Genomic DNA, 19801 nt, shown 5'->3' on the forward strand with positions numbered 1-19801 from the left:
AGCGTGTTCACGCTCGGGACCCTGCTGCACCATGACGAGCTCGAGCTGCGCCTGCTGGTGCCGGGCCCGGCCGGCGCGCTGGAGCGGCCCCTCGCGTGGGTGCACAACACCGAACTTCCCGACCCCTCGCGCTACGTGCGCGAGGGCGAGCTGGTGATGACGAACGGCCTGTGGGCCGAGCAGGTGCCCGCGGCGCGGTTCGTGGCCAGCGTCAAGGCGGCCAGGGCGGCCGGGATCATGTTCGGGCTGCGGGCCGAGACACCGCGCACGCCCGAGGATCTCGTCGCCGCCTGCCGCGAGGCGGAGCTGCCGCTGCTGGAGATCTCCATCGCCGTCCCGTTCACGGAGGTCTCCCGGGTCGTCGCCGCGATGTCGACCGACGACCGCAAGCAGGCGCTGGTCAGCATGGTACGGCGGGGCGACGCCCTGGCCACCGCGATCTCCCGGGGCGCGGGCGCCTCCGGCGTGCTCGACGTGCTCAGGGGCGATCACGACCTGCCCCTGGCGGTGGTCGACAGGATGGGCCGCTCGCTCGCCGTGGCCGGCGCCGCGCTCGACGCCGACCAGTTGCGGGCCGTGGCCGAGGGGCTGGCCAGGCGCCCGCCCGCGCTGGAGGTCGACCTCGGATCCGCCGGGCGGGCGGCGCTGTTCCCCGTCGGGGCGGTCGGCGACATCGACGCCGCCCTCATCTGCCTGCGCCCGCTGCGCGAGCTCGGCGCGGCCGAGCGGGAGGCCCTGGAGCAGACGGCGCGCTTCCTGAGCCTGGAGGTCGCCAAGCAGCAGGCGGTCCAGGCGATCGAGATGCGCTTCGCCAGCGAGCTGCTGGAGATGGTGCTGTCGGGAGGCAGGCGGGCGGCCGAGGTGCCGGGGCGGTTGCGCGCCTTCGGCGTGGACCCCAGCGGGCCGCTGGCCGTGTGCGCGGTGGCCTTCGCCGGCGAGGAGGCCGCCACCGTCCACGGGCTGGCCGAGGTGATCGGCGAGCTGTTCGCGCTGGAGGGGGTGCCGGCCGTGGTGGCCGGCGGTACCCAGGACGTCGTCGCGGTGCTGCCCTGGCGGCAGCCGGAGGGCCGGCTGCCGGAGCTGGCCCGGCGCCTGGTGAGCGGCATCGAGCGGCGCTTCCCCCGCCTGCGGCCCGTGGTGGGGCTGAGCGGGCTGGCCCCGCACGCGGCGGAGCTGCGCCCGCGGCTGCTGCAGTCGCGTGAGGCCTGCCGGGTGCTGCGCCGCACCCGCACCGGGCCCGCGGTGCGCGGGTTCGCCGAGCTCGGCACCCACCGGCTGCTGCTCGGCCTGCTGGATGAGGAGACGCTGCGCCAGTTCTCCGACGATCTGCTCGGGCCGCTGCGGGCGCACGACGCGCGGCGCGGCGGCGAGCTGGAGCTGACCCTGCGCGCCTTCCTCGACCACGACGGGCAGTGGGCGGCCACGGCGGGAGCGTTGCACGTGCACGTCAACACGCTGCGCAACCGCCTGGCCAAGATCGTGGAACTGACCGGCAGGGACGTGGGCCGTACCGAGGACCGGGTGGACCTGTTCCTGGCGCTGGCCGCCGACGCCGTCGACTGACGACGTCAGAGCGGGTAGACCTCGGGGTCCACCTCCGGGGGCCGCGGCCGCCGGACCGTCAGGTCGCCGTCGGCTGCGGCGATCTTCGCCAGGTCGCCGCAGCGGGCGAAGGACACGTCCGAGCAGCCGCGCGCGTACTCGATGAAGCGGCGCAACGCCATGGCGCGGCCCGGCCGTCCTGATAGGAACGGGTGCACGCACAGGTTGAACAGGCCCCCGTAGTGGCGCATGCCGTCGAGCTCGGCCCGCCACAGCTCGAGCACCTTGACCGGCGACTCGATGACCGAGCCGATGTGCGGGGCGGGCAGGAACGCGTACTGCTCCCAGTCGTCGAGCGACCAGTGGACGGGCAGTTCGACGATCCGTCCGGCGGCCGTCTCCACCCGGTACGGCCGGTCGTCCCCCATCAGGGAGGAGTCGTAGCGCAGGCCGTACTCGGCGACCAGGTCGGCCGTCTGCCACGACGCCTCCCACAGCGCCGCCCGATGGCCCAGGATCTCGATGCCCTGCTTGTCGAAGACCGCCAGCGCCCGCTCGAAGTCGGCCCGCTCCTCCTGGGCGGTCATCGACGTGGGCGGCCGGTGGCTGTAGGAGTGGTGGGCCACCTCGTGCCCGCGCTCGGCGATCGAGGCGGCCAGGCCCGGCCGGTGCTCGGCCACCCAGCCGGGCACGAAGAACGTGGCGGGGACGGCCAGCTCGTCCAGCAGCGCCAGGATGCGGGGCAGGCCGACCTCGGGACCGTAGGCCTGGTGCGACATCGTCATGGCGTGGTCCGCGTAGCCGCGGCCCTGGGCGAGTATCGGCGTCTCCGCGTCCACGTCGAAGGTCAGTGTCACGACCGCGCTGGCCGCGCCGTGCCACGATTGGGTGCTGCCCATCCGTCCTCCTGTCGTACCCGGCTCAGGCCGACGCCTCGGCGGCCTGCCGCCACAGACGAGCATGGCTCAACGTCGCCATCGGCTGCAGCATCTGGTGGTCGAAGGCCGCCAGCGGCAGCCCCTCGGCCAGGCGCCGCGGGAAGTCGGGGTTGGCCAGCGCGCCCCTGCCGATGGACAGCACGTCGGCGTGCCCGTCCTCGAGGACGGTGGCTGCCTGGCGCGGATCGTGCATGCCGCCGTTGGCGATCACCGGCAGCCCGGTCACCTTGCGGGCCAGCCCGGTGATGGTGATGCCGCCCTCCAGGGTGGCGGTCTCGATCCAGTCCCGGCCCTCGCTGGCGATGTGCAGGTAGTCCGGGCCCACCTCGGCCAGGGTGGAGAAGATGGTCTCCGCCTCGCGGGCGCCGCCCGCCCACCGGTGCCGGAAGTCGTTGACCTTGGTCTGCGACAGCCGTACACCCACGCAGAAGTCGGGGCCGGTCCGCTCGCGGATGGCCGACACCACCTCGGCCGTCAGGCTCGCCCGGTTGGCGGCCGAACCTCCGTAGCGGTCGTCGCGCAGGTTGGTGTAGTCGGTCAGGAACTGGTCGAGCAGGTAGCCGTTGGCGGCGTGCACCTCGACGCCGTCGAAGCCGGCCTGCCTGGCGCGGGCCGCCGACTCCGCGAAACCGCGCACCGCCGCGTCGATGTCGTCCTGGCTCATCGCGATCGGCTTCGGCCAGGGGCCGTGCCCGCCGTACTCGGGCATCTTCTGCCCGCGCGGGGTGACGGCCGACGGCCCCGCCGTGACGTCGGTGTGGCGGTTGGCCTGCGACAGCGCGCCGGCGTGCATGAGCTGGAGCACGATGGGCGAGCCGGCGGCGTGCACCGCGTCGGTGATCTCCCGCCAGGCGGCCACGTGCCGGTCGGAGACGATGCCGGGCTGGTTGGGGTATCCCTGGCTGTAGCGCGTGTCGGTGTAGGTCCCCTCGGTGATGACGAGGGAGAAGCCGCCCTGGGCGTAGGCGCGGTAGTAGTCGGTCATCTCGGCCGTCGGCGTGCCGTCGGGGGCGGCCGACACTCTGCTCATGGGCGAGACGGCGAGCCGGTTGGTCAGCTCGAGCCCGCCGAGCCGTTCGGGTCGCAGCGCGGGATGGGTCATCGTTCGTTCACTCCTCGGTGTCGGTGAGGTCGTCGTGGGGGTCGCCGTGGGGGTCGCCGTGGGGGTCGCCGTGGGGGTCGAGCACCTCGATGGCCAGCGGGGTCGGCCGGTGCCCGTTGATCTCCACCAGGTCCTGCGGGCAGGCCGAGACCACGACCACGCAGTCCATGGCGGCCTCGAAGGTGATCGCGTCGCCGGGGCGGCTGATCGCGCTCAGCCAGCTCAGCCCGCCGTCGTCGGCCACGGGGATCCGCATGAACACGTTGACGGGCTGGGGGGTGCCGGGAAACGACAGGCCCAGCCGGTCGAGGCTGTGGCGCAGGTTGTCGGCGCAGGAGGCGTGGAACCCGCGCACGCCCAGCGCGGCGTACCGGGCGGGGTCGCACGCGGCGATGAGCATGTCGTGCCAGCCCGGCGAGGTGTCCTCCGCCATGGTGAGGATGGGCCTGCGCCGGTCGGTGACGAAGTGCTCGCCCGGCGCGGGGAACAGGCGGCTGGTGAAGGCGCGGGTGTGGGCGGCGCTGAGATGTTCGGTCACGTCGTCGGCGGCGAAGGCGAACAGGTCGCCGACCTGGCCGCCGTCGACGTCGACCACTCGCACCCGCTGCCCGGCTGTGACCTTCACGGCCCGGCCTTGGCTGGCGGGCACGATCACTCTCGATTGCATGCGCCTAGAAAAACACGATCAACCGACCCTCCGACATGGAGATCAGTCCAGCGTTCGACGCATTCGCTGGAGAAAGCTCCAGAGATCTCACAGGCGGTAGACGCGGCGGGCGTTGCCCGAGCCGATCATGTGGGCGGCACGGGCGGCGTCGGCGGCGGTCCACTCCCCCGACTCGATCCTGGCCGCCAGCACGCTCGCCAGGCCGCGCCTGAAGTACAGCGCGCCGATGTGGCAGGTCTCGGCCGCGCCGTAGCAGTCGGAGCTGAACAGCTGCTTGTGGAACGGCACCAGCTCCAGCACTTCCTCGAGCACCCTGGCCGAGCCCGCGGCGGTGTGGGTGAGCGCGAGGCCGACGTCGGCGTAGACGTGCGGGAACACCCCCGCGAGGTAGGCGGCCTGCCGGTGGAAGGGGTAGCAGTGGAGCAGGACGACGGGCACGCCGAGGGGCTGCAGCGCCCTGATGAAGCCGGTCATCCGCGCCGGGTCGGCGCGCGACAGGTCGAGGTCGGCGTCGCCGTAGCCGGTGTGGAACTGGATCGGCAGCCCGCGCTCGCGGGCGACGTCGACGGCCGTCCACAGCAGGTGGCGCAGCAGGATCGGGTCGGCCAGGCGCTCCTTGGGATCGGAGAGCCTGCGGTTGGCCGCGGCGATCACCGAGCCCCTGCTGGGCCGTGAGGGGTCGAAGTCGAGGCCGCACCGGTAGGCGATGATCGACTTGAACCCGACGGCGCGGGCCGCCCTGGCGGTGAGCTCCTCGGTGAGGCTGTCCATGTAGTCGACCGCGACGGCCGCGGTCTCGGCGATGTCCTGCTCGATCTGCTCCAGGCGGACGATCTCGTCGGCCGCCGCGCCGCCCTGCCGGCCCATCTCGGCCGCCGTCAGCAGCTCGGGCGCCTCGAGGCCGGTGTCGACGAGGAAGGCGACCACGCCCGCGGCCCGCAGCAGCCGGCTGTTGACCTCCTCCGCGCCGAGCTCGGCGCGCCTGGCGAGGTAGACGGCCGGAGGGGCGTGGGGATCGAGGTCGAGCACGGGCGCGCACCAGCGGCGGATGGCCGCGCCGAACGGCGTGTCGAAGTGGGTGGTGCCGGGCGGGGCGGGCAGGCGGGACTCGCTGATCAGCAGCTCGAACTGGGCGCGGCTGAGATCGTCGCGGCGCACCCCGTGGCAGTGGTGGTCGACGAGCGGGGCGAGCAGGGCATCGCGCACGGCGTCCGGGAGGGTGACGGGGAGCATGCGCCCGACTCTAGAGCGTGATCACAGCCGGTCACGGAAATTTTGCCGACCGCGTACATCGAAGACCCCCGCAGCGGGAACCGCCGCCGCGCGACCGCCCCCGCGGCGGGGACGGGGCTCCCTCCGGACGGGAGGGAGCCCTCGCCCCGGCGTTCCGGTCAGGACCTGCGGGCCAGGCGCAGGACGTTCGCGATGATCTTCGCGCCGGCCCCGCCCTCCACGGTCAGGATCGACTCGGGGTGGAACTGGACGGCGAAACGCCGGTTGGCCGTGTCCTCGATCGCCATCACGTTGCCGTCGGGCGTGAGCGCGGTGACGGTGAACCCGACCACGCCCGGCCGCTTGGCGTGCAGCGAGTGGTAGCGGGCGGCGACGAACTCGGCGGGCAGGCCCTCGAGCAGGGCGCTGTCGCCGACCCTGGAGACGCGGCCGCGCTTGCCGTGCTCGGGGTAGCCGAGCAGGTCCAGGCTGCCGCCCGCCTGCTCGACCATGGCCTGCAGGCCGAGGCAGACGCCGAAGACCGGCAGGCCCCTGCCGTACACCTCGTCGATGAGGGCCGACATGCCGAAGTCGGACGGCCAGCCGGGCCCCGGCGACAGGACCACCAGGTCGGGGGCGATCGTGTCGATCATCTCCGCCGGGAAGCCGTGGCGCAGGGTGACGACGTCGGCGCCCTCCTGACGGAAGTAGTCGGCCAGGGTGTTGACGAAGGAGTCCTCGTGGTCGACCAGCAGGACCTTCATCCCCTGGCCCGGCTGCTCCCGCACCGGCGCCTGCGCGACCGAGGCAGGCTGGTTGACGGCGGCCAGGGCGCCGAGCAGAGCGCTGGCCTTGAGCTCGGTCTCGCGCTCCTCGGCCTCGGGGTCGGAGTCGAACAGCAGCGTCGCCCCCGCCCTGACGGTGGCCACGCCGTGCCTGATCTGCGCGGTGCGCAGGGTCAGGCCGGTGTTCATCGAGCCGTCGAAGCCGATGTAGCCGATCGCTCCGCCGTACCACCTGCGGGTGGTGGCCTCGTGGTCCTCGATGAACTGCATCGCCCACGCCTTGGGGGCGCCGGTGACGGTGACGGCCCACATGTGGGTCAGGAAGGCGTCGAGGGCGTCGAACTCGGGGCGCAGGCGGCCCTCGATGTGGTCGACGGTGTGGATCAGGCGGGAGTAGAGCTCGATCTGGCGGCGCCCGATGACCTGGACGCTGCCGGGCACGCAGATGCGCGACTTGTCGTTGCGGTCGACATCGGTGCACATCGTCAGCTCCGACTCCTCCTTCACGCTGGACAGGAGGGTGCGGATGGCCTCGGCGTCCTCGACGGGGTTGGCGCCGCGGGCGATGGTGCCGGAGATGGGGCAGGTCTCGACCCGGTCGCCGGTGACGCGGACGTACATCTCGGGCGAGGCGCCCACCAGGTGCTCGCCGTCGCCGAGGTTGATGATGAACTCGTAGGGGGCCGGGTTGGACTGGCGCAGGCCGCGGTAGAAGGACGCCGGGTCGGCGCAGGGGGCGTGGAAGACCTGGCCGGGCACGACCTCGAACAGGTCGCCGCGCTTGAAGCGCTCCTTGGCCACCGCGACGACGCTCGCGTAGGCGCCCTTCTCCGGGTTCTTCGGGATCTCGTCCGGGGCCACCTGCGGGAAGGTCTCGCCGGTGCGCTCCAGGCCCTTGGTGGAGACGCCGTCCACGGCGAACTCGTAGCGGTGCTCCACGCACGTCTCGCGCTGCCGGTCGATGACGACGATCCTGTCGGGCAGGTGGAGGACCAGGTCGCGCTGGTCGGCCGGCCGTTCCAGCTCGTGGCGGATCGGCTCGAACTGGAAGGCCAGGTCGTAGCCGAACGCGCCGTACAGGCCGAGGTGCGGGTCGGCGCCCTTGAAGGCGGCGATCACCTCGCGGATGGCGGTGAACACCGTCGGGCGGCGGCTGCGCATCTCCTCCGGCAGCACCTCGCCCGGCTCGGCGCCGGGCTCGGCGATGTGGACCTCCACGTGGACGTCCGTCGGCTCGGAGACGGGCTTGCCCGCCGCCAGCAGGCAGGACGCCAGCACGGGCAGCACCACCTTGCCGCGCTCGTTGAGCGCGCGCGCCGCGATGGTGCGCCCCCTGGCGACCAGCTCGACGCAGGGGTCCACGTAGCCGAACGCCCATCGGCTGTAGCGGCCCGGGTAGTCCATGCCGGAGGAGAACGCGCCGCCGCGTCGCTCGCCCAGCGCGGTCACGATCTCCTCGAGGGCCGCCTCCGGCACCTCACGTATCTCACGCTCGACGCTGACGCCCCCAGCGGTGGTATATCCGCTCGTCTCCACTCAAAGCCCCTTGCTAGCTCATGAGCCCCGGGGCGGAGACAGGAATGGCCGCCTTCCGGGGCGGCCGTCCGTTTGAGGAATGCGAATCTCGCGCCGCCTAGAAGCGGCGCCACCATTGAAGCTGCAAGCGGATTCGCATGTGGCAAGCCTAGCCGCCGCATCGGAGATCACGCAACGCGACACACGGGCGCGCCACCCCAGGACAGCGGGCCGATCGGGGCGGCGGACGGTCAGCGCGGCGGCCGGTCAGGACACCGTGTCCAGCGGGGCCAGCTCGGGACGCTTCGGGGGAACGCCGTCGCCCGAGGAGCGTCCGTGAATGCGCCGGTTGATCCACGGGCCGAGGTACTGCCTGGCCCATCGCAGGTCCGCACGGCGGGCGTCGGTCCACTGCGGCGGCACCTGCGGCGGGTACGGCTCGCGCCAGTCCTCCTCGACGGCCACGCCGAGCACCTCGGCCGCGCGCAACGCCACCCGGCGGTGGCCGTCGGACGACAGGTGCAGCCGGTCCTCGTTCCAGGCCCGCCTGTCGCGCAGCACGGCCATCGGCCACAGGTCCACCAGGAAGGTGTCGTAGCGGCGGGCGATGTCGTGGATGTGCAGGTTGAAGACCTCGATCTTGCTGTGCGCCAGCCGCATCACCGGCACCTCGCGCAGGTCGAACCCGGTGAACAGCATCACCTTGGCCCCCGCCGCGTTCAGCGCCGCCACGCCCTCCTCCAGCCGGGCCGCGACCACCTCGGGGCCGCTTCCCGGGCGCAGGATGTCGTTGCCTCCCGCGCACAGCGAGACGAGGTCGGGGCGCAGCGCGACGGCCTGCGGCACCTGCTCGCCGACGATCTCGTCGATCAGGCGTCCCCGCACCGCCAGGTTGGCGTAGCGCGACCCCGGCCGCTCGGCCGCGATGTGCTCGGCCAGCCGGTCGGCCCAGCCGCGGTATCCGACGTCGGCGGGGTCCTCGAGACCTTCGGTGAAGCTGTCCCCCAAAGCGACAAATGAAGCAATTCGTCCCATGACCGGATAGTTTGCCAAGCGGAGATCGCCTTACGCGACCGTAATAAGCGGCACGGGCCGCGTGATGGTCGTCATATTGTCCGGTCCTGGGCGATTATGTTACTCATTGGTAATGCGTGTGCGTGTCTACCGGGATCTTCCCGTCCCGATGCCGGACGGCGTGACGCTGCTGGCCGACCGCTACGAGCCGGTCGGGGCCGAGCGGGCCCCGGTGATCCTGATCCGCTCGCCGTACGGCAGGCGCGGCCTGTTCGGGCTGGCCTACGGGCGCGGGTTCGCCCGCCACGGCTTCCAGGTCGTGATCCAGAGCTGCCGGGGCGGCTTCGGTTCGGGAGGGCTGCTCGACCCGCTCGGCGACGAGCACGACGACGGCATGGCGACCCTCGAGTGGATGCGCCGCCAGGCGTGGTACCCGGGCACGTTCGCGATGCACGGCCCCTCCTACCTCGGCTACACGCAGTGGGCGATCGCCCCCTACGCCGGACCCGAGCTGAAGGCGATGGCCACCCAGATCACCGCCTCCCAGTTCAGGGACGCCGCCTACGTGGGCGGGGCGTTCGCACTGGAGTCGGCGCTCAGCTGGACCACGCTGACCAACGGCATGGCGCGCCGGTTCGGCGGCACGGCGGTGTGGCGGGCGCCGCGGATGACGCGGCGGGCCGTGCTGTCGGGGCGGCCGGTGGCCGAGCTCGACCTGGTCTCGGCGGGACAGGCGCTGCCGTTCTACCGCGACCTGCTGACCCACCACGCCGATCCGGCCGTGCCGTACTGGGACAGGCGGGACTTCTCATCGGCGGTCGGGCAGGTCGAGGCGGCGGTCACCATGCTGGGCGGCTGGTACGACGTGTTCCTGCCGTGGCAGCTGCGCGACTACGAGGCGATGCGGGCGGCGGGGCGGCAGCCGTACCTGACGATCGGCCCCTGGTGGCACATCGACCTCAGGCACGGCCCGGTGACCAGGGCGGAGGCCCTGGCATGGTTCAGGGCGCACCTGCTGGGCGATGTCTCGGGCCTGCGGTCCTCCCCGGTGCGGCTGTACGTGACGGGCGCCGGCGAGTGGCGCGACTACCCCGACTGGCCGGTGCCGGGCACGCGCGGCGTGCGCTGGCACCTGCAGCGCGCCTTCGGGCTCGGCCCCGAAGGGCCGCTGGAGTCGGCGCCGGACCGCTACCGCTACCACCCCGCCCATCCGACGCCCGTGCTGGGCGGCCCGGTGCTGCTGGCCGACTCCCGGCCGCGCGACCAGCGCAGGCTGGAGGCGCGCAGGGACGTGCTCGTCTACACCTCGCCCGTGCTGCGGGAGGACACCGAGGCGATCGGCCCGGTCTCGGCCGAGCTGTACGTCAGGTCGAGCACGCCGTACGTCGACGTCGTCGTGCGGGTGTGCGACGTGCACCCGGACGGGCGCTCGATGAACGTCTGCGAGGGCGTGCGCCGGCTGGTGACCGGCGAGAACGGCGACGTGCGCCGGGTGCGGGTGGACCTGTGGCCGATCGCGCACCGGTTCGCCAGGGGCCACCGGATCAGGGTGCACGTGGCCGGCGGCGCCTATCCCACGATCGCCCGCAACCCGGGCACCGGCGAGCCGCTGGAGCTGGACGGCCCCATGGTGCCGGCCGACGTGGAGGTCTTCCACGATCCCGACCGGCCTTCCGCGCTGGTGCTGCCCCTGCCGGGCGCCTGAACGACGCCCGGCCCCGCCCGGCAGGCCGCCGCTCGCGGGTCCGCGGGATCGGTAGAGTCGGGGCGTGCGGGCCGCCCGGTTGATGTCGTTGGTGCTCCTGCTCCAGGGACGGGGCGGGATGACGGCCGCCGAACTGGCCCAGGAGCTCGAGGTCTCCGAGCGCACCATCCACCGCGACGTGCTGGCCCTGTCCGAGGCCGGCATCCCGGTCTACGCAGACCGGGGCAGGACGGGCGGCTACCGCCTGGTCGACGGCTACCGCACCAGGCTGACCGGGCTGGACCGGGCCGAGGCCGAGGCGCTGTTCCTGTCCGGGGTGCCCGGCGCGCTGCGCGACATGGGGCTGCGCGACGTCGCGGCCGCCGCCAGGCTGAAGGCGGCCGCCGCCCTCGCGCCCGGCCTGCGCGACGCGCCCGCCACCGCCGCCCAGCGCTTCCACCTCGACGCGCCCGGCTGGTTCGCCAGCGACAGCCCGCCGCCGGAGGCGCTGGCGCCGCTGGCCAGGGCGGTGTGGGGCGACCATCCCGTGACCGCCAGGTACAAGGCCGCCGAGCGCACCGTCGAGCCGTACGGGCTGGTGCTGAAGGCGGGCGTCTGGTACCTGGCCGGCCGGGCGGGCGAGCGCCTGCTGGTCTACCGGGTCGACCGCTTCACCGACGTGACCGTGCTGACGGGCCGGCGCTTCGACCGCGACCCCGCCTTCGAGCTGGCCGCCTTCTGGGCCGAACGGTCGGAGCAGTTCGCCCGCTCGCTGCTCAGGACCAGGATCACGCTGCGCCTGACCCCGGCGGGGCTGCGGAAGCTGCGGCACGTGGCCGACCCGGCCGCGCTGGCCGACGCGCTGGACTCGGCGACCGACGACGGCACGGTGGTGCTGGCGGTGGAGTCGCTGGAGATCGCCTACACGCAGGTGCTGGCCTTCGGCCCCGAGGCCGAGGTGCTCGAGCCCGCCGAGTTGCGCGCGCTCATGACCGAGGCGGCCGGCCGGCTGTCGGCCCTGTACGGGGCCCGTGTGGCCGCGCGGCCGCACGGTTCGCCTCGATGATCGGCGAGTTCCTCGACACCCGGCGCTATCGGTAGTCGGCGGGGTCGGCGGTGATGCCGGCCTCGCGGACCTCCACGATCCAGCGCCATACGTCGGGCCTGCTGCCGTCCACGTCGGTGAAGCCGTAGGCCTTGGCCAGCTCGCCGCTGGAGAGCGAGGAGCCCGACCAGCGCATCCGGTCCGGGTCCTTGGCCAGCGCGGCCACGGCCCTGCCGGTGTAGGCCGGGGTTTCGGACAGGATGAAATCCTCGTGCACTCGGGCCCCTTCGCGCCAGTTCTCCTCGGTGACGCCGAAGTTCTCCAGCATCACCTCCGAGCGCAGGAAACCGGGCGTGATCGCCACCGCGGCGCAGCCGTGCGGGCGCAGCTCGTGCGACTGGGCGAAGGCCAGCCGGTTCACCGCGACCTTGGCCAGGTCGTAGAACATCGAGTTGCGGTAGCGCGTGCCGTTGAATTCGGCCGTGCCGTCGGTGACCTCGACGACGAGCCCGCCGGGCCGGCGGATGAGCAGCGGCAGCGCGTGGTGGCTGGTGATGAGGTGGGTGTCGATCGCCAGCCGCAGCAACCGCAGGCCCTTGTCCAGGTCGTGCTCCCACACCATCGCGTCGAACGTCCACAGCTGGTCGGCGCCCCAGACGTCGTTGACCAGCACGTCCAGCCTGCCCTGTTCGGCGTCGATGCGCTCGATCAGCCGCTTGACCTGCGCGGGGTCCAGATGGTCGGTGCGTACGGCGATGCCCTTGCCGCCGGCCTTGGTGACCAGTTCGGCGGTCTCCTCGATCGTCTCGTCCCTGTTCATCTCCGAACGCTGCTCGCGGGTGCTGCGTCCGGTGCAGTAGACCGTGGCCCCGATGGCGCCCAGCTCGACGGCGATGCCCCTGCCCGTTCCCCTGGTGGCGCCGGCGACCAGCGCGACTGTTTCACTCATGGGACGATCGTCGCGGCGAACCCCGACATCCTCTGTCATGTTTTCGGGAAGACCGCTGTGATAAGTAGTTGATTACCATGAACGGCGAATTCGAGCTGCGCGGCGTCAACCACATCGCTCTGGTCTGCTCGGACATGAAGCGGACCGTCGACTTCTACTCGGGCGTCCTCGGCATGCCCCTGATCAAGACGATCGAGCTGCCCCTGGGGTGGGGCCAGCACTTCTTCTTCGACTGCGGCGGCGGCAACGCGCTGGCCTTCTTCTGGTTCCCCGACGCGCCGGACGGGGTCCCCGGCGTCTCGGCGCCGAAGAACCTGCCCGACCGGGGCGAGCTGCTGTCGGCCGTCGGGTCGATGAACCACCTGGCCTTCGACGTCCCGCCGGAGCGGATCGAGGAGTACCGCGACCGGCTGGTCGCCAAGGGCATCGACGTCGGCGTGCTGCTCAACCACGACGACAGCGAGTTCGGGGTCGCGCCCGAGCCGCACGAGGGCGTGTTCGTCAGGTCCATCTACTTCAAGGACCCCGACGGGATCCTGATCGAGTTCGCCTGCTGGCAGCGCGAGCTCGGCCGTCCCGGCGACGTGCGGCACGAGCCCAGGACCGCCGCCGACAGGACGGTGTGATGCCGCGCCTGCGCCAGGTGCCCCGCGAGGAGGTGACCGACGAGGTCGTGGCCTTCTTCTACGACCGGCTGCTGACCCCGGAGGGCACCGCGACGGGATCGCCGGGCACGTGGTGGACGGTGTTCGCGCAGGATCCGGCGATCTTCCGGCACTGCGTGAAGGGCTTCCGGCTCTACCGCGAGTCGACGCTGGACCCCGTGCTGCGGGAGCTGGGGCAGACCAGGGCGGGCTGGGCGCGCCAGTCGCAGTTCGTCTACTCCCAGCACTGCAAGCAGATGCGCGCGCTCGGGGTGCCGGAGGAGAAGGTGAGCGCGGTCGCGCACTGGCAGGTCAGCGGGGTGTTCGACGAGCTGGAGCGGGCCGTGCTGGCCTACACCGACGGGCTGGTGCTCGACGGCGGCCGCGTGCACGACGAGGTCTTCGCGGTGCTGAAGCGGCACCTGCCCGACGAGCAGATCCTCGAGCTGACGTACTTCACGTGCCTGTACGAGATGCACGCGACCATGTCCAGGGCGCTGCGCCTGGAGTTCGACGACCGCCCCGACCCGATCACCGAGGTCGCCGCCCCCGAGGGGTACGGCACGCGGGACATCGCCGACGAGCTGACCGTTCGGCGCGAGGAGGCTACCGTTCGGCGATCGGAGACCTGACCCCGATCGGTCACGTCTCTACAGTGCCGGGCAACGGAAGGGAGAAGCCTTGCCCGGTGACGTCCGCGATCGCAGCCTGTGGGACCTGCCGCCTCACCCCCGACGAGGGGCTGCGAGGGTCACGGTCATCCCGTCCACATGATGAGACACCCGAGTTTAGGCCAAACCGTAATGTCTCAGTAATCGGGATTAATAGCGCCGGAACGTTAGTGTTCCGGACAAATACTCACGTTCCGGAGGATGCCGTGTCCACCCCCGAATCCGGGCAGGAGCGCAGCGACCGCAGTCCATGGAACTGGCTGCTGTTCGTGCCGATCGTGCTCCCTCTTCTGACCTTCCTCTTCAACGCCGACGAGCCGAGAGTGGCGGGCTTCCCGCTGTTCTACTGGCTCCAGCTGGCCTTCATCGTGGTCGGCGTGGCCTGCACGTCGATCGTGTACAGGATGACCAAGTGACCGGGCAGCACACGACCGAGCTGGTCGTCTTCATCCTGCTGTTCCTGGTCGTCAGCGGCATGGGCTTCGTGGCCGCCAGATGGCGCAGGCCCGAATCCATCGAGAGCCTGCACGAGTGGGGCCTGGGCGGGCGCAACTTCGGCACCTGGATCACCTGGTTCCTGGTCGGCGGCGACCTCTACACCGCCTACACCTTCGTGGCCGTCCCCGCCCTCGTCTTCGGCGCGGGCGCGCTGGGCTTCTACGCCCTGCCGTACACGGTGGTGGTCTACCCGCTGGTCTTCCTCGTGCTGGCGCGCATGTGGTCGGTCTCGCACGTGCACGGGTTCGTCACGCCCGCGGACTTCGTCAGGGCGCGGTTCGGCTCCCCCACGCTGGCGCTGCTGATCGCCATCACCGGCCTGATCGCCACCATGCCGTACATCGCGCTGCAGCTGGTCGGCATCGAGGCGGTGCTGAAGGCCATGGGCATCACCGGCCACCTGCCGATCATCATCGCGTTCGCGATCCTGGCCGCCTACACCTACCAGTCGGGCCTGCGCGCGCCCGCGCTGATCGCCTTCGTCAAGGACACCCTGATCTACATCGTGATCCTCGCGGCGGTCATCTACATCCCGGCCAGGCTGGGCGGCTGGGGGAGCATCTTCGACGCGGCGGCGGCCAAGTTCGCCAAGTCCCCGGCGCCCGCCGACGGCATCCTGCTCACCGGCGCCAACCAGCTGCAGTACATCACGCTGGCCTTCGGCTCGGCGCTGGCGCTGTTCCTCTACCCGCACAGCCTCACCGGCGTGCTGGCCTCCAAGAACCGCGGTGTGATCAAGCGGAACATGTCGGCGCTGCCCGCCTACAGCTTCCTGCTGGGCCTGATCGCCCTGCTCGGCTTCATGGCCATCGCGGCGGGCACCAAGCCCGTCGTCAACCCGGCCACCGGCAAGCCGGACACCAACACGATCGTGCCGGTGCTGTTCGACCAGATGTTCCCCGACTGGTTCACCGGCGTGGCCTACGCGGCGATCGGCATCGGCGCCCTGGTGCCCGCGGCCATCATGTCGATCGCGGCGGCGAACCTGTTCACCCGCAACATCTACAAGGAGTACATCAACAAGCAGGCGAGCGACGCGCAGGAGGCCAGGGTCTCCAAGCTGGTCTCGCTGGTCGTCAAGGTCGGCGCGGTGCTGTGCATCCTCCTGCTCGACCCGCAGTTCTCCATCGACCTGCAGCTCATCGGCGGCGTGATCATCCTGCAGACGCTGCCCTCCGTGGGTCTCGGCCTCTACACCCGCTGGTTCCACAAGGGCGGGCTCATCGCCGGCTGGGCGACCGGCCTGGCGGCGGGCATGTGGATGCTCTACCTCATCCCCAACCCCGCCAACGGCAAGCTGCACTTCGGCGGGTCGGCCTTCCCGCTGAAGAACTTCGGCTTCGACACCCCCATGACCATCTACGCGGGCGCGATCGCGCTGACGGTCAACCTCGTCGTGGCCGCGGTGGTCACGCTGGCGCTGCGCGCGGCCAAGGTGGCCGACGGCGAGGACGCCACCCGCCCGTCGGAGTACTTCGCCGACGAGGGCGACCCGCGGGTCAAGGACCTGGACCTGTCCGGCTCCCACTGACCCCCTCTCCGGTACGGCACGCGGGCCCGCCCCCTCTCCTGGGGCGGGCCCGCGCCATGCCCGGCCCCCGCCCGCCCCCTACGAGCTGGCGTCGGACGAGCGGGTGGCGGCCGCTCAGGCGCCCCGCCAGGCCCGGGGCGCGGTCGCCCTCCGCGGGGTGAAGGCCGCCACGATCACGTCGACCAGCCCCTCCACCACCTGCGCGCGCTCGACCTCCGGGTGCTCGAGCCACCAGTCGCCCGTCGTCTGCACCATGCCGACGAAGGCGTGCCCGAGGATCTGCGCGCGCACGGGGTCGGCCACGACCTCGTCGGCCGCCAGCACCGCGCCCAGCTCCTCGCCCAGGCCACGCACCAGGGCCGTCATGTGGGACCGGACGCTGGTGTCCTCGGCGCTGGCGCGGTGGAACAGGAAGCGGTAGAGGTTGAGGTTGACCGAGATGAGGTCGAGGTAGATCTCGATGGCGGCGCGGGCGCGGCGGCGCGGATCGGTCCTGGCCCTGGCGAACTCCGGCCGCAGCTGCGAGATGACCCGGCGCACGTGGCGGTCGGCCAGCGCCTGGTAGAGGCCGCTCTTGTCGCCGAAGTGGCGGTAGAGGATCGGCTTGGTGATCCCCGCCTCGGCCGCGATGGCCGCCATCGACACCTCGGGCCCGTCCCGCAGGATCGCCCGGTCGGCCGCGTCGAGCAGCGCCTTGCGCCGATCGGGATCCCTGCCGTTCACGGGGCCAGGATAGCCGCGCTCGCCTGGGCGCCCACGGCCGACCGCCACCAGGCGGGCCGCTCCCGCCGCATGAGGCGCCCTCCGCGGTTAGGGTCGGATCATGAACAGCGGAACCGGGCCAGGAGCCATCACCCCCGACGGATCGCCGGTCGACTTCTACACCCTGCTGCCGCCGGGCGACGAGGCCGACATCATCGGCGCGGCGGTGCCCGCCGGTGGCAGCATCCTCGAACTCGGCTCGGGCACCGGCCGGGTGACCCACCCGCTCGTCGCCGCGGGCTTCCAGGTGGTCGCCGTCGACGAGTCGGCCGAGATGCTCGCGCACGTGCGGGGGGCGCAGACCATCCACGCCAGGGCGCAGGAGCTGGCGCTCGACCGGCGCTTCGACGCCGTGCTCCTGGCCTCCTACCTGATCAACATCCCCGACCGGGAACTGCGCCGCGACCTGCTGGCCGCCTGCGCGCGGCACGTCGCCGCGAACGGGTCCGTGCTCATCCAGTGGCAGCCGCCAGAGGCGCACGACCGGTGGGCGGTGGGCAGGGGCCGCGAGGCCGACGGCATCGGGATCATGATGACGCGGGTGGACGAGGTCGCGCCGGGCACGTTCGCGGCCACCATGCGCTACACCGCCGGGGAACGGGTGTGGACCCAGTCGTTCCTGTCGCAGCGACTGACCGTCGAGGACCTGGCCGACGAGTTGGAGCGCGAACGGCTCACGCTGGACGGCTTCCTCACCGAGGACCGCACGTGGGCGCGGGCCGTACCGGCATGACCGGGCTGTGCGCGCAGGCCACCGCCGGCCTCACCCCGAACACCCGCACCCCCCCCGGCTGACCCCGTATCCCGCGCGGGGGACGCCGCTTGGAGTCATCCCGTGCGGGACAGGCCGCCTGGAGTCATCCCGTGCGGGGGACGCCGCCTGAAGCCGCCTGACGCCGTGCGACCAGGCCCGTTCGATCTGTCGGCCGCGGGCGATAGTCTGCCGCCCCAGGACCGCGATCGGAGGTGGGCTGTGGCGCCCGAGGTGCCAGGCTACGAGGTGCTCGGCCTGCTCGGCCAAGGCGGCTTCGGCGTCGTCTACCAGGCCAGGCAGCTGGCGGTGGGCCGGGAGGTGGCGCTCAAGGTCGACAGCAGGGTGCTCGTCTCCGAGCGGGACCAGCGGCGGTTCATGCGCGAGGTGACCTCGGCGGGCGCGCTGTCGGGGCATCCCCACGTGGCGGCCGTCTACGACGCGGGGGTGCTGCGCGACGGCAGGCCGTACATGGTGCTGGAGCTGTGCCCCGGCGGGTCGCTGGCCGACCGGTTGCGGGCGGGCCTGCTGCCCGTGGCCGAGGTGCGCGACGTGGGCGTCAAGATCGCCGACGCGCTGGCGGCGGCGCACGCGGCCGGGGTGCTGCACCGCGACGTCAAGCCGGCCAACATCCTGATCAACCGTTACGGCAGCGTGGTGCTGTCCGACTTCGGGCTGGCGACCATGCCGGAGCCGGGGGCCGAGGTGTCGGTGACGCGGGAGTCGCTGACGCCCGCCTACGCTCCGCCGGAGGCGTTCGAGCTGACCGAGCCGAGCGCGATGGGTGACGTGTACTCCCTGTCGGCCACGCTCTACGCGCTGCTGTCGGGGCGGCCGCCGCGCTTCCCCGAGTCCGGGGTGGCGAACCTGGCCGTGATCATGGCGCTGCACCGGCAGCCCGTGCCCGAGATCCCGGGGGTGCCGCCGGCTTTGACCGAGGTGTTGCGGCGGGCGCTGGCCACCGATCCGGCGCAGCGCACCCCGTCGGCCGCGGCCTTCCGTGACGCTCTCGCGGCCCTGCCGGGAGAGGTGCTCTTCGGGGACGGGCCGGAGGCGGCGGGCTGGAGCGGCGGTGACGGCGCGGCCGCTTGGGGCGGCTCGGGCGCCGGCGCTTCAGGGCCGAGCGGGCAGCAGGCCGGATGGTCCGCCGCTCCCTCAGGGTCGCAGGCCGGATGGTCCGCCGCTCCCTCGGGACCGCAGGCCGGATGGTCCGCCGCATCCCATGAGGCGGGGCCGAGCGGGCCGCAGGCCGGGTGGCCGGGCGCGCCCGCGGGGGCAGGGCAGCCGCCCGGCTGGCAGCAGACACCCACCGGGGCCGGACAGGCGGCGGGCTGGCAGCAGACACCCACCGGCGCGGGACAGGCGGCGGGCTGGGCGGCCGCGCACACCGGGCCGGGCCAGGGTGGCCCCGGCGCGGGAGTCAAGCAGCCGGTCGGTGGATGGGCCGGGGCGCACACCGGGCCCGGGCAGGGGTTAGGGCATCCGGCGGGATGGGGCGGGGTGGCCGCGGGTGACCTGCACGGGTCCCCCACCGCCCTGTCGAGGAAGCCGGCCACGCGCGGCTACGCCGCCGCCTCGGCGCTGTTCGCCGTGATGATCGCCGTCGGGCTGGTGCTGATGATCCTTGAAGGCCGGTGAGCGGTGCCCGACGACCTCGACACCCTGGAGCGCCGCATCGACCTGCTGCGTACCCGGGTCCGCGCCGCCGTACGGGACAGGGATCTCGCCCTGGCCCGCGAGCTGCGCGGCGAGCTGCGCAAGTCGGAGCGGGCGTGGGACCTGCGGGTGAGCAGCCCGCCCGAGCCTGAGACGGCCGGTCAGCGGGGCAGGACGGGCCCGCCGGTGCGGGAGCGGGTGCACGCGGCGCTGACACTGCTCCAGGTGCCGGCCGCCGGGCGGCTGGTGGTGGGCGTCCACGAGGCGTTCTTCGCCGAGCCGCTGAAAGGCTCCCAGCTCAGCACGCTCAGGCGGGACGAGGAGCGCACTTTCCGCCGCTCGCCGTACGGCAGGCCCCACTACGTGTGCGCGGCGCTGACCGACCGGCTCACCCCGGCCCGCGGGCTGCTGGCGGTCAGCACCTGGCCGCAGGAGCGCAGGGTCGTGGGCCCGCTCAGCCCGCGGGTCGACTTCCTGCGGTCCACCATGCGGGTGGCCACGCGGGTCGGCGAGCTGGACGAGCCGTCGGAGAAGGCGTGGCGGCTGCTGGCCAGGATGGCGCGCAACGTGCCGGGCGCGGGCGGCGGGTTCGAGCGGCCCGAGCCCGCGGTGGTGGTCCGGGCGGCGGAGGCGGAGCTGGCCGTCCACCTGGCGGCCGACACGCGTGACCGCGCCGAGCTGGCCGGACGCGCCGGACGGCAGCTGGATGAGGCCGCGAAACTGTTCGGCGCCACTACGCTGAGCGAGATCGCGAGGAAGGCGGCGTGCGCGTGAGACAGGCGCGGCCGCGGAGGAGGACGGCGTGCGCGTGAGACGGGCACGACCGGGGACGAGA

At 72.6% G+C, this 19801-nt stretch carries 18 protein-coding genes; 10 read left to right on the top strand and 8 right to left on the bottom strand.

The genetic code is table 11. From position 1 onward, the window contains the following. Window positions 1-3 precede the first annotated feature (3 nt). Window positions 4-1563 carry a PucR family transcriptional regulator gene (locus ACWDLG_RS27565; RefSeq protein ID WP_449925178.1) on the top strand — a complete coding sequence of 520 codons (1560 nt, stop codon included), beginning with the start codon at window positions 4-6 and terminating at the stop codon, window positions 1561-1563. 5 nt (window positions 1564-1568) lie between these two features. Here ACWDLG_RS27565 and ACWDLG_RS27570 read toward each other — a convergent pair whose 3' ends face one another. The 6 genes from ACWDLG_RS27570 to ACWDLG_RS27595 all read right to left on the bottom strand — a co-directional run bounded on the left by ACWDLG_RS27570 (window position 1569) and on the right by ACWDLG_RS27595 (window position 8796). After that, window positions 1569-2441, bottom strand: a complete 873-nt coding sequence (locus ACWDLG_RS27570; RefSeq protein WP_449925180.1) for a polysaccharide deacetylase family protein — start codon at window positions 2439-2441, stop codon at window positions 1569-1571. A gap of 22 nt (window positions 2442-2463) precedes the next feature. Then, the gene (locus tag ACWDLG_RS27575) at window positions 2464-3582 is read right to left on the bottom strand and encodes an oxidoreductase (RefSeq protein ID WP_449925182.1); all 1119 of its coding nucleotides are present in this window, start codon (window positions 3580-3582) and stop codon (window positions 2464-2466) included. Window positions 3583-3589: 7 nt separating this feature from the next. Beyond that, window positions 3590-4249: a DUF1989 domain-containing protein gene (locus ACWDLG_RS27580; RefSeq protein WP_449925184.1), complete on the bottom strand. Its 660-nt coding sequence runs from the start codon at window positions 4247-4249 to the stop codon at window positions 3590-3592. 87 nt (window positions 4250-4336) lie between these two features. Next, the gene (locus ACWDLG_RS27585; RefSeq protein ID WP_354906887.1) at window positions 4337-5482 is read right to left on the bottom strand and encodes an amidohydrolase family protein; all 1146 of its coding nucleotides are present in this window, start codon (window positions 5480-5482) and stop codon (window positions 4337-4339) included. 158 nt (window positions 5483-5640) lie between these two features. Beyond that, window positions 5641-7782, bottom strand: a complete 2142-nt coding sequence (locus ACWDLG_RS27590) for an anthranilate synthase component I (protein WP_449925186.1) — start codon at window positions 7780-7782, stop codon at window positions 5641-5643. Window positions 7783-8028: 246 nt separating this feature from the next. Beyond that, complete coding sequence (locus tag ACWDLG_RS27595) at window positions 8029-8796, bottom strand: SGNH/GDSL hydrolase family protein (RefSeq protein WP_449925188.1); 768 nt, start codon at window positions 8794-8796, stop codon at window positions 8029-8031. Window positions 8797-8908: 112 nt separating this feature from the next. Here ACWDLG_RS27595 and ACWDLG_RS27600 point away from each other — a divergent pair, with 112 nt between their 5' ends. Together ACWDLG_RS27600 and ACWDLG_RS27605 are read left to right on the top strand one after the other, a co-directional pair. Then, the gene (locus ACWDLG_RS27600; protein WP_449925190.1) at window positions 8909-10480 is read left to right on the top strand and encodes a CocE/NonD family hydrolase; all 1572 of its coding nucleotides are present in this window, start codon (window positions 8909-8911) and stop codon (window positions 10478-10480) included. A gap of 64 nt (window positions 10481-10544) precedes the next feature. Next, window positions 10545-11525: a helix-turn-helix transcriptional regulator gene (locus ACWDLG_RS27605; protein ID WP_449925191.1), complete on the top strand. Its 981-nt coding sequence runs from the start codon at window positions 10545-10547 to the stop codon at window positions 11523-11525. A 25-nt stretch (window positions 11526-11550) separates the two neighbouring features. Here ACWDLG_RS27605 and ACWDLG_RS27610 read toward each other — a convergent pair whose 3' ends face one another. After that, window positions 11551-12453, bottom strand: a complete 903-nt coding sequence (locus tag ACWDLG_RS27610; protein WP_354906892.1) for an SDR family oxidoreductase — start codon at window positions 12451-12453, stop codon at window positions 11551-11553. Between the two features lie 77 nt (window positions 12454-12530). Here ACWDLG_RS27610 and ACWDLG_RS27615 point away from each other — a divergent pair, with 77 nt between their 5' ends. The 4 genes from ACWDLG_RS27615 to mctP all read left to right on the top strand — a co-directional run bounded on the left by ACWDLG_RS27615 (window position 12531) and on the right by mctP (window position 15797). Then, on the top strand, window positions 12531-13079 hold the full coding sequence (locus ACWDLG_RS27615; RefSeq protein ID WP_449925193.1) for a VOC family protein: 549 nt from the start codon (window positions 12531-12533) through the stop codon (window positions 13077-13079). Beyond that, window positions 13079-13729: a carboxymuconolactone decarboxylase family protein gene (locus tag ACWDLG_RS27620; RefSeq protein ID WP_449925195.1), complete on the top strand. Its 651-nt coding sequence runs from the start codon at window positions 13079-13081 to the stop codon at window positions 13727-13729. Before ACWDLG_RS27615 ends, ACWDLG_RS27620 begins: the two co-directional genes overlap by 1 nt. A 245-nt stretch (window positions 13730-13974) precedes the next feature. Next, window positions 13975-14184: a DUF3311 domain-containing protein gene (locus ACWDLG_RS27625; protein WP_354906895.1), complete on the top strand. Its 210-nt coding sequence runs from the start codon at window positions 13975-13977 to the stop codon at window positions 14182-14184. Then, window positions 14181-15797 (top strand): monocarboxylate uptake permease MctP, encoded by a 1617-nt coding sequence (mctP, locus tag ACWDLG_RS27630; RefSeq protein WP_449925198.1) that lies wholly within the window; start codon window positions 14181-14183, stop codon window positions 15795-15797. The genes ACWDLG_RS27625 and mctP overlap by 4 nt, the downstream gene beginning before the upstream one ends. 114 nt (window positions 15798-15911) lie before the next feature. On the opposite strand, the gene ACWDLG_RS27635 is transcribed toward mctP, so the two are convergent. Next, window positions 15912-16520: a TetR/AcrR family transcriptional regulator gene (locus tag ACWDLG_RS27635; RefSeq protein ID WP_449925201.1), complete on the bottom strand. Its 609-nt coding sequence runs from the start codon at window positions 16518-16520 to the stop codon at window positions 15912-15914. Between the two features lie 100 nt (window positions 16521-16620). Between ACWDLG_RS27635 and ACWDLG_RS27640 the strand changes: the two genes are divergently transcribed. The 3 genes from ACWDLG_RS27640 to ACWDLG_RS27650 all read left to right on the top strand — a co-directional run bounded on the left by ACWDLG_RS27640 (window position 16621) and on the right by ACWDLG_RS27650 (window position 19740). Next, entirely contained in the window at window positions 16621-17292 is a 672-nt protein-coding gene (locus ACWDLG_RS27640; RefSeq protein ID WP_449925204.1) for a class I SAM-dependent methyltransferase, read from the top strand. A 240-nt stretch (window positions 17293-17532) separates the two neighbouring features. Beyond that, complete coding sequence (locus tag ACWDLG_RS27645) at window positions 17533-18948, top strand: protein kinase domain-containing protein (RefSeq protein WP_449925207.1); 1416 nt, start codon at window positions 17533-17535, stop codon at window positions 18946-18948. 3 nt (window positions 18949-18951) lie between these two features. Continuing rightward, a complete protein-coding gene (locus ACWDLG_RS27650) occupies window positions 18952-19740 on the top strand; it encodes a hypothetical protein (protein ID WP_449925210.1) in 789 nt (262 codons plus the stop codon). Window positions 19741-19801: the final 61 nt, after the last annotated feature.

The organism is Nonomuraea sp. NPDC003727 (assembly GCF_053586935.1).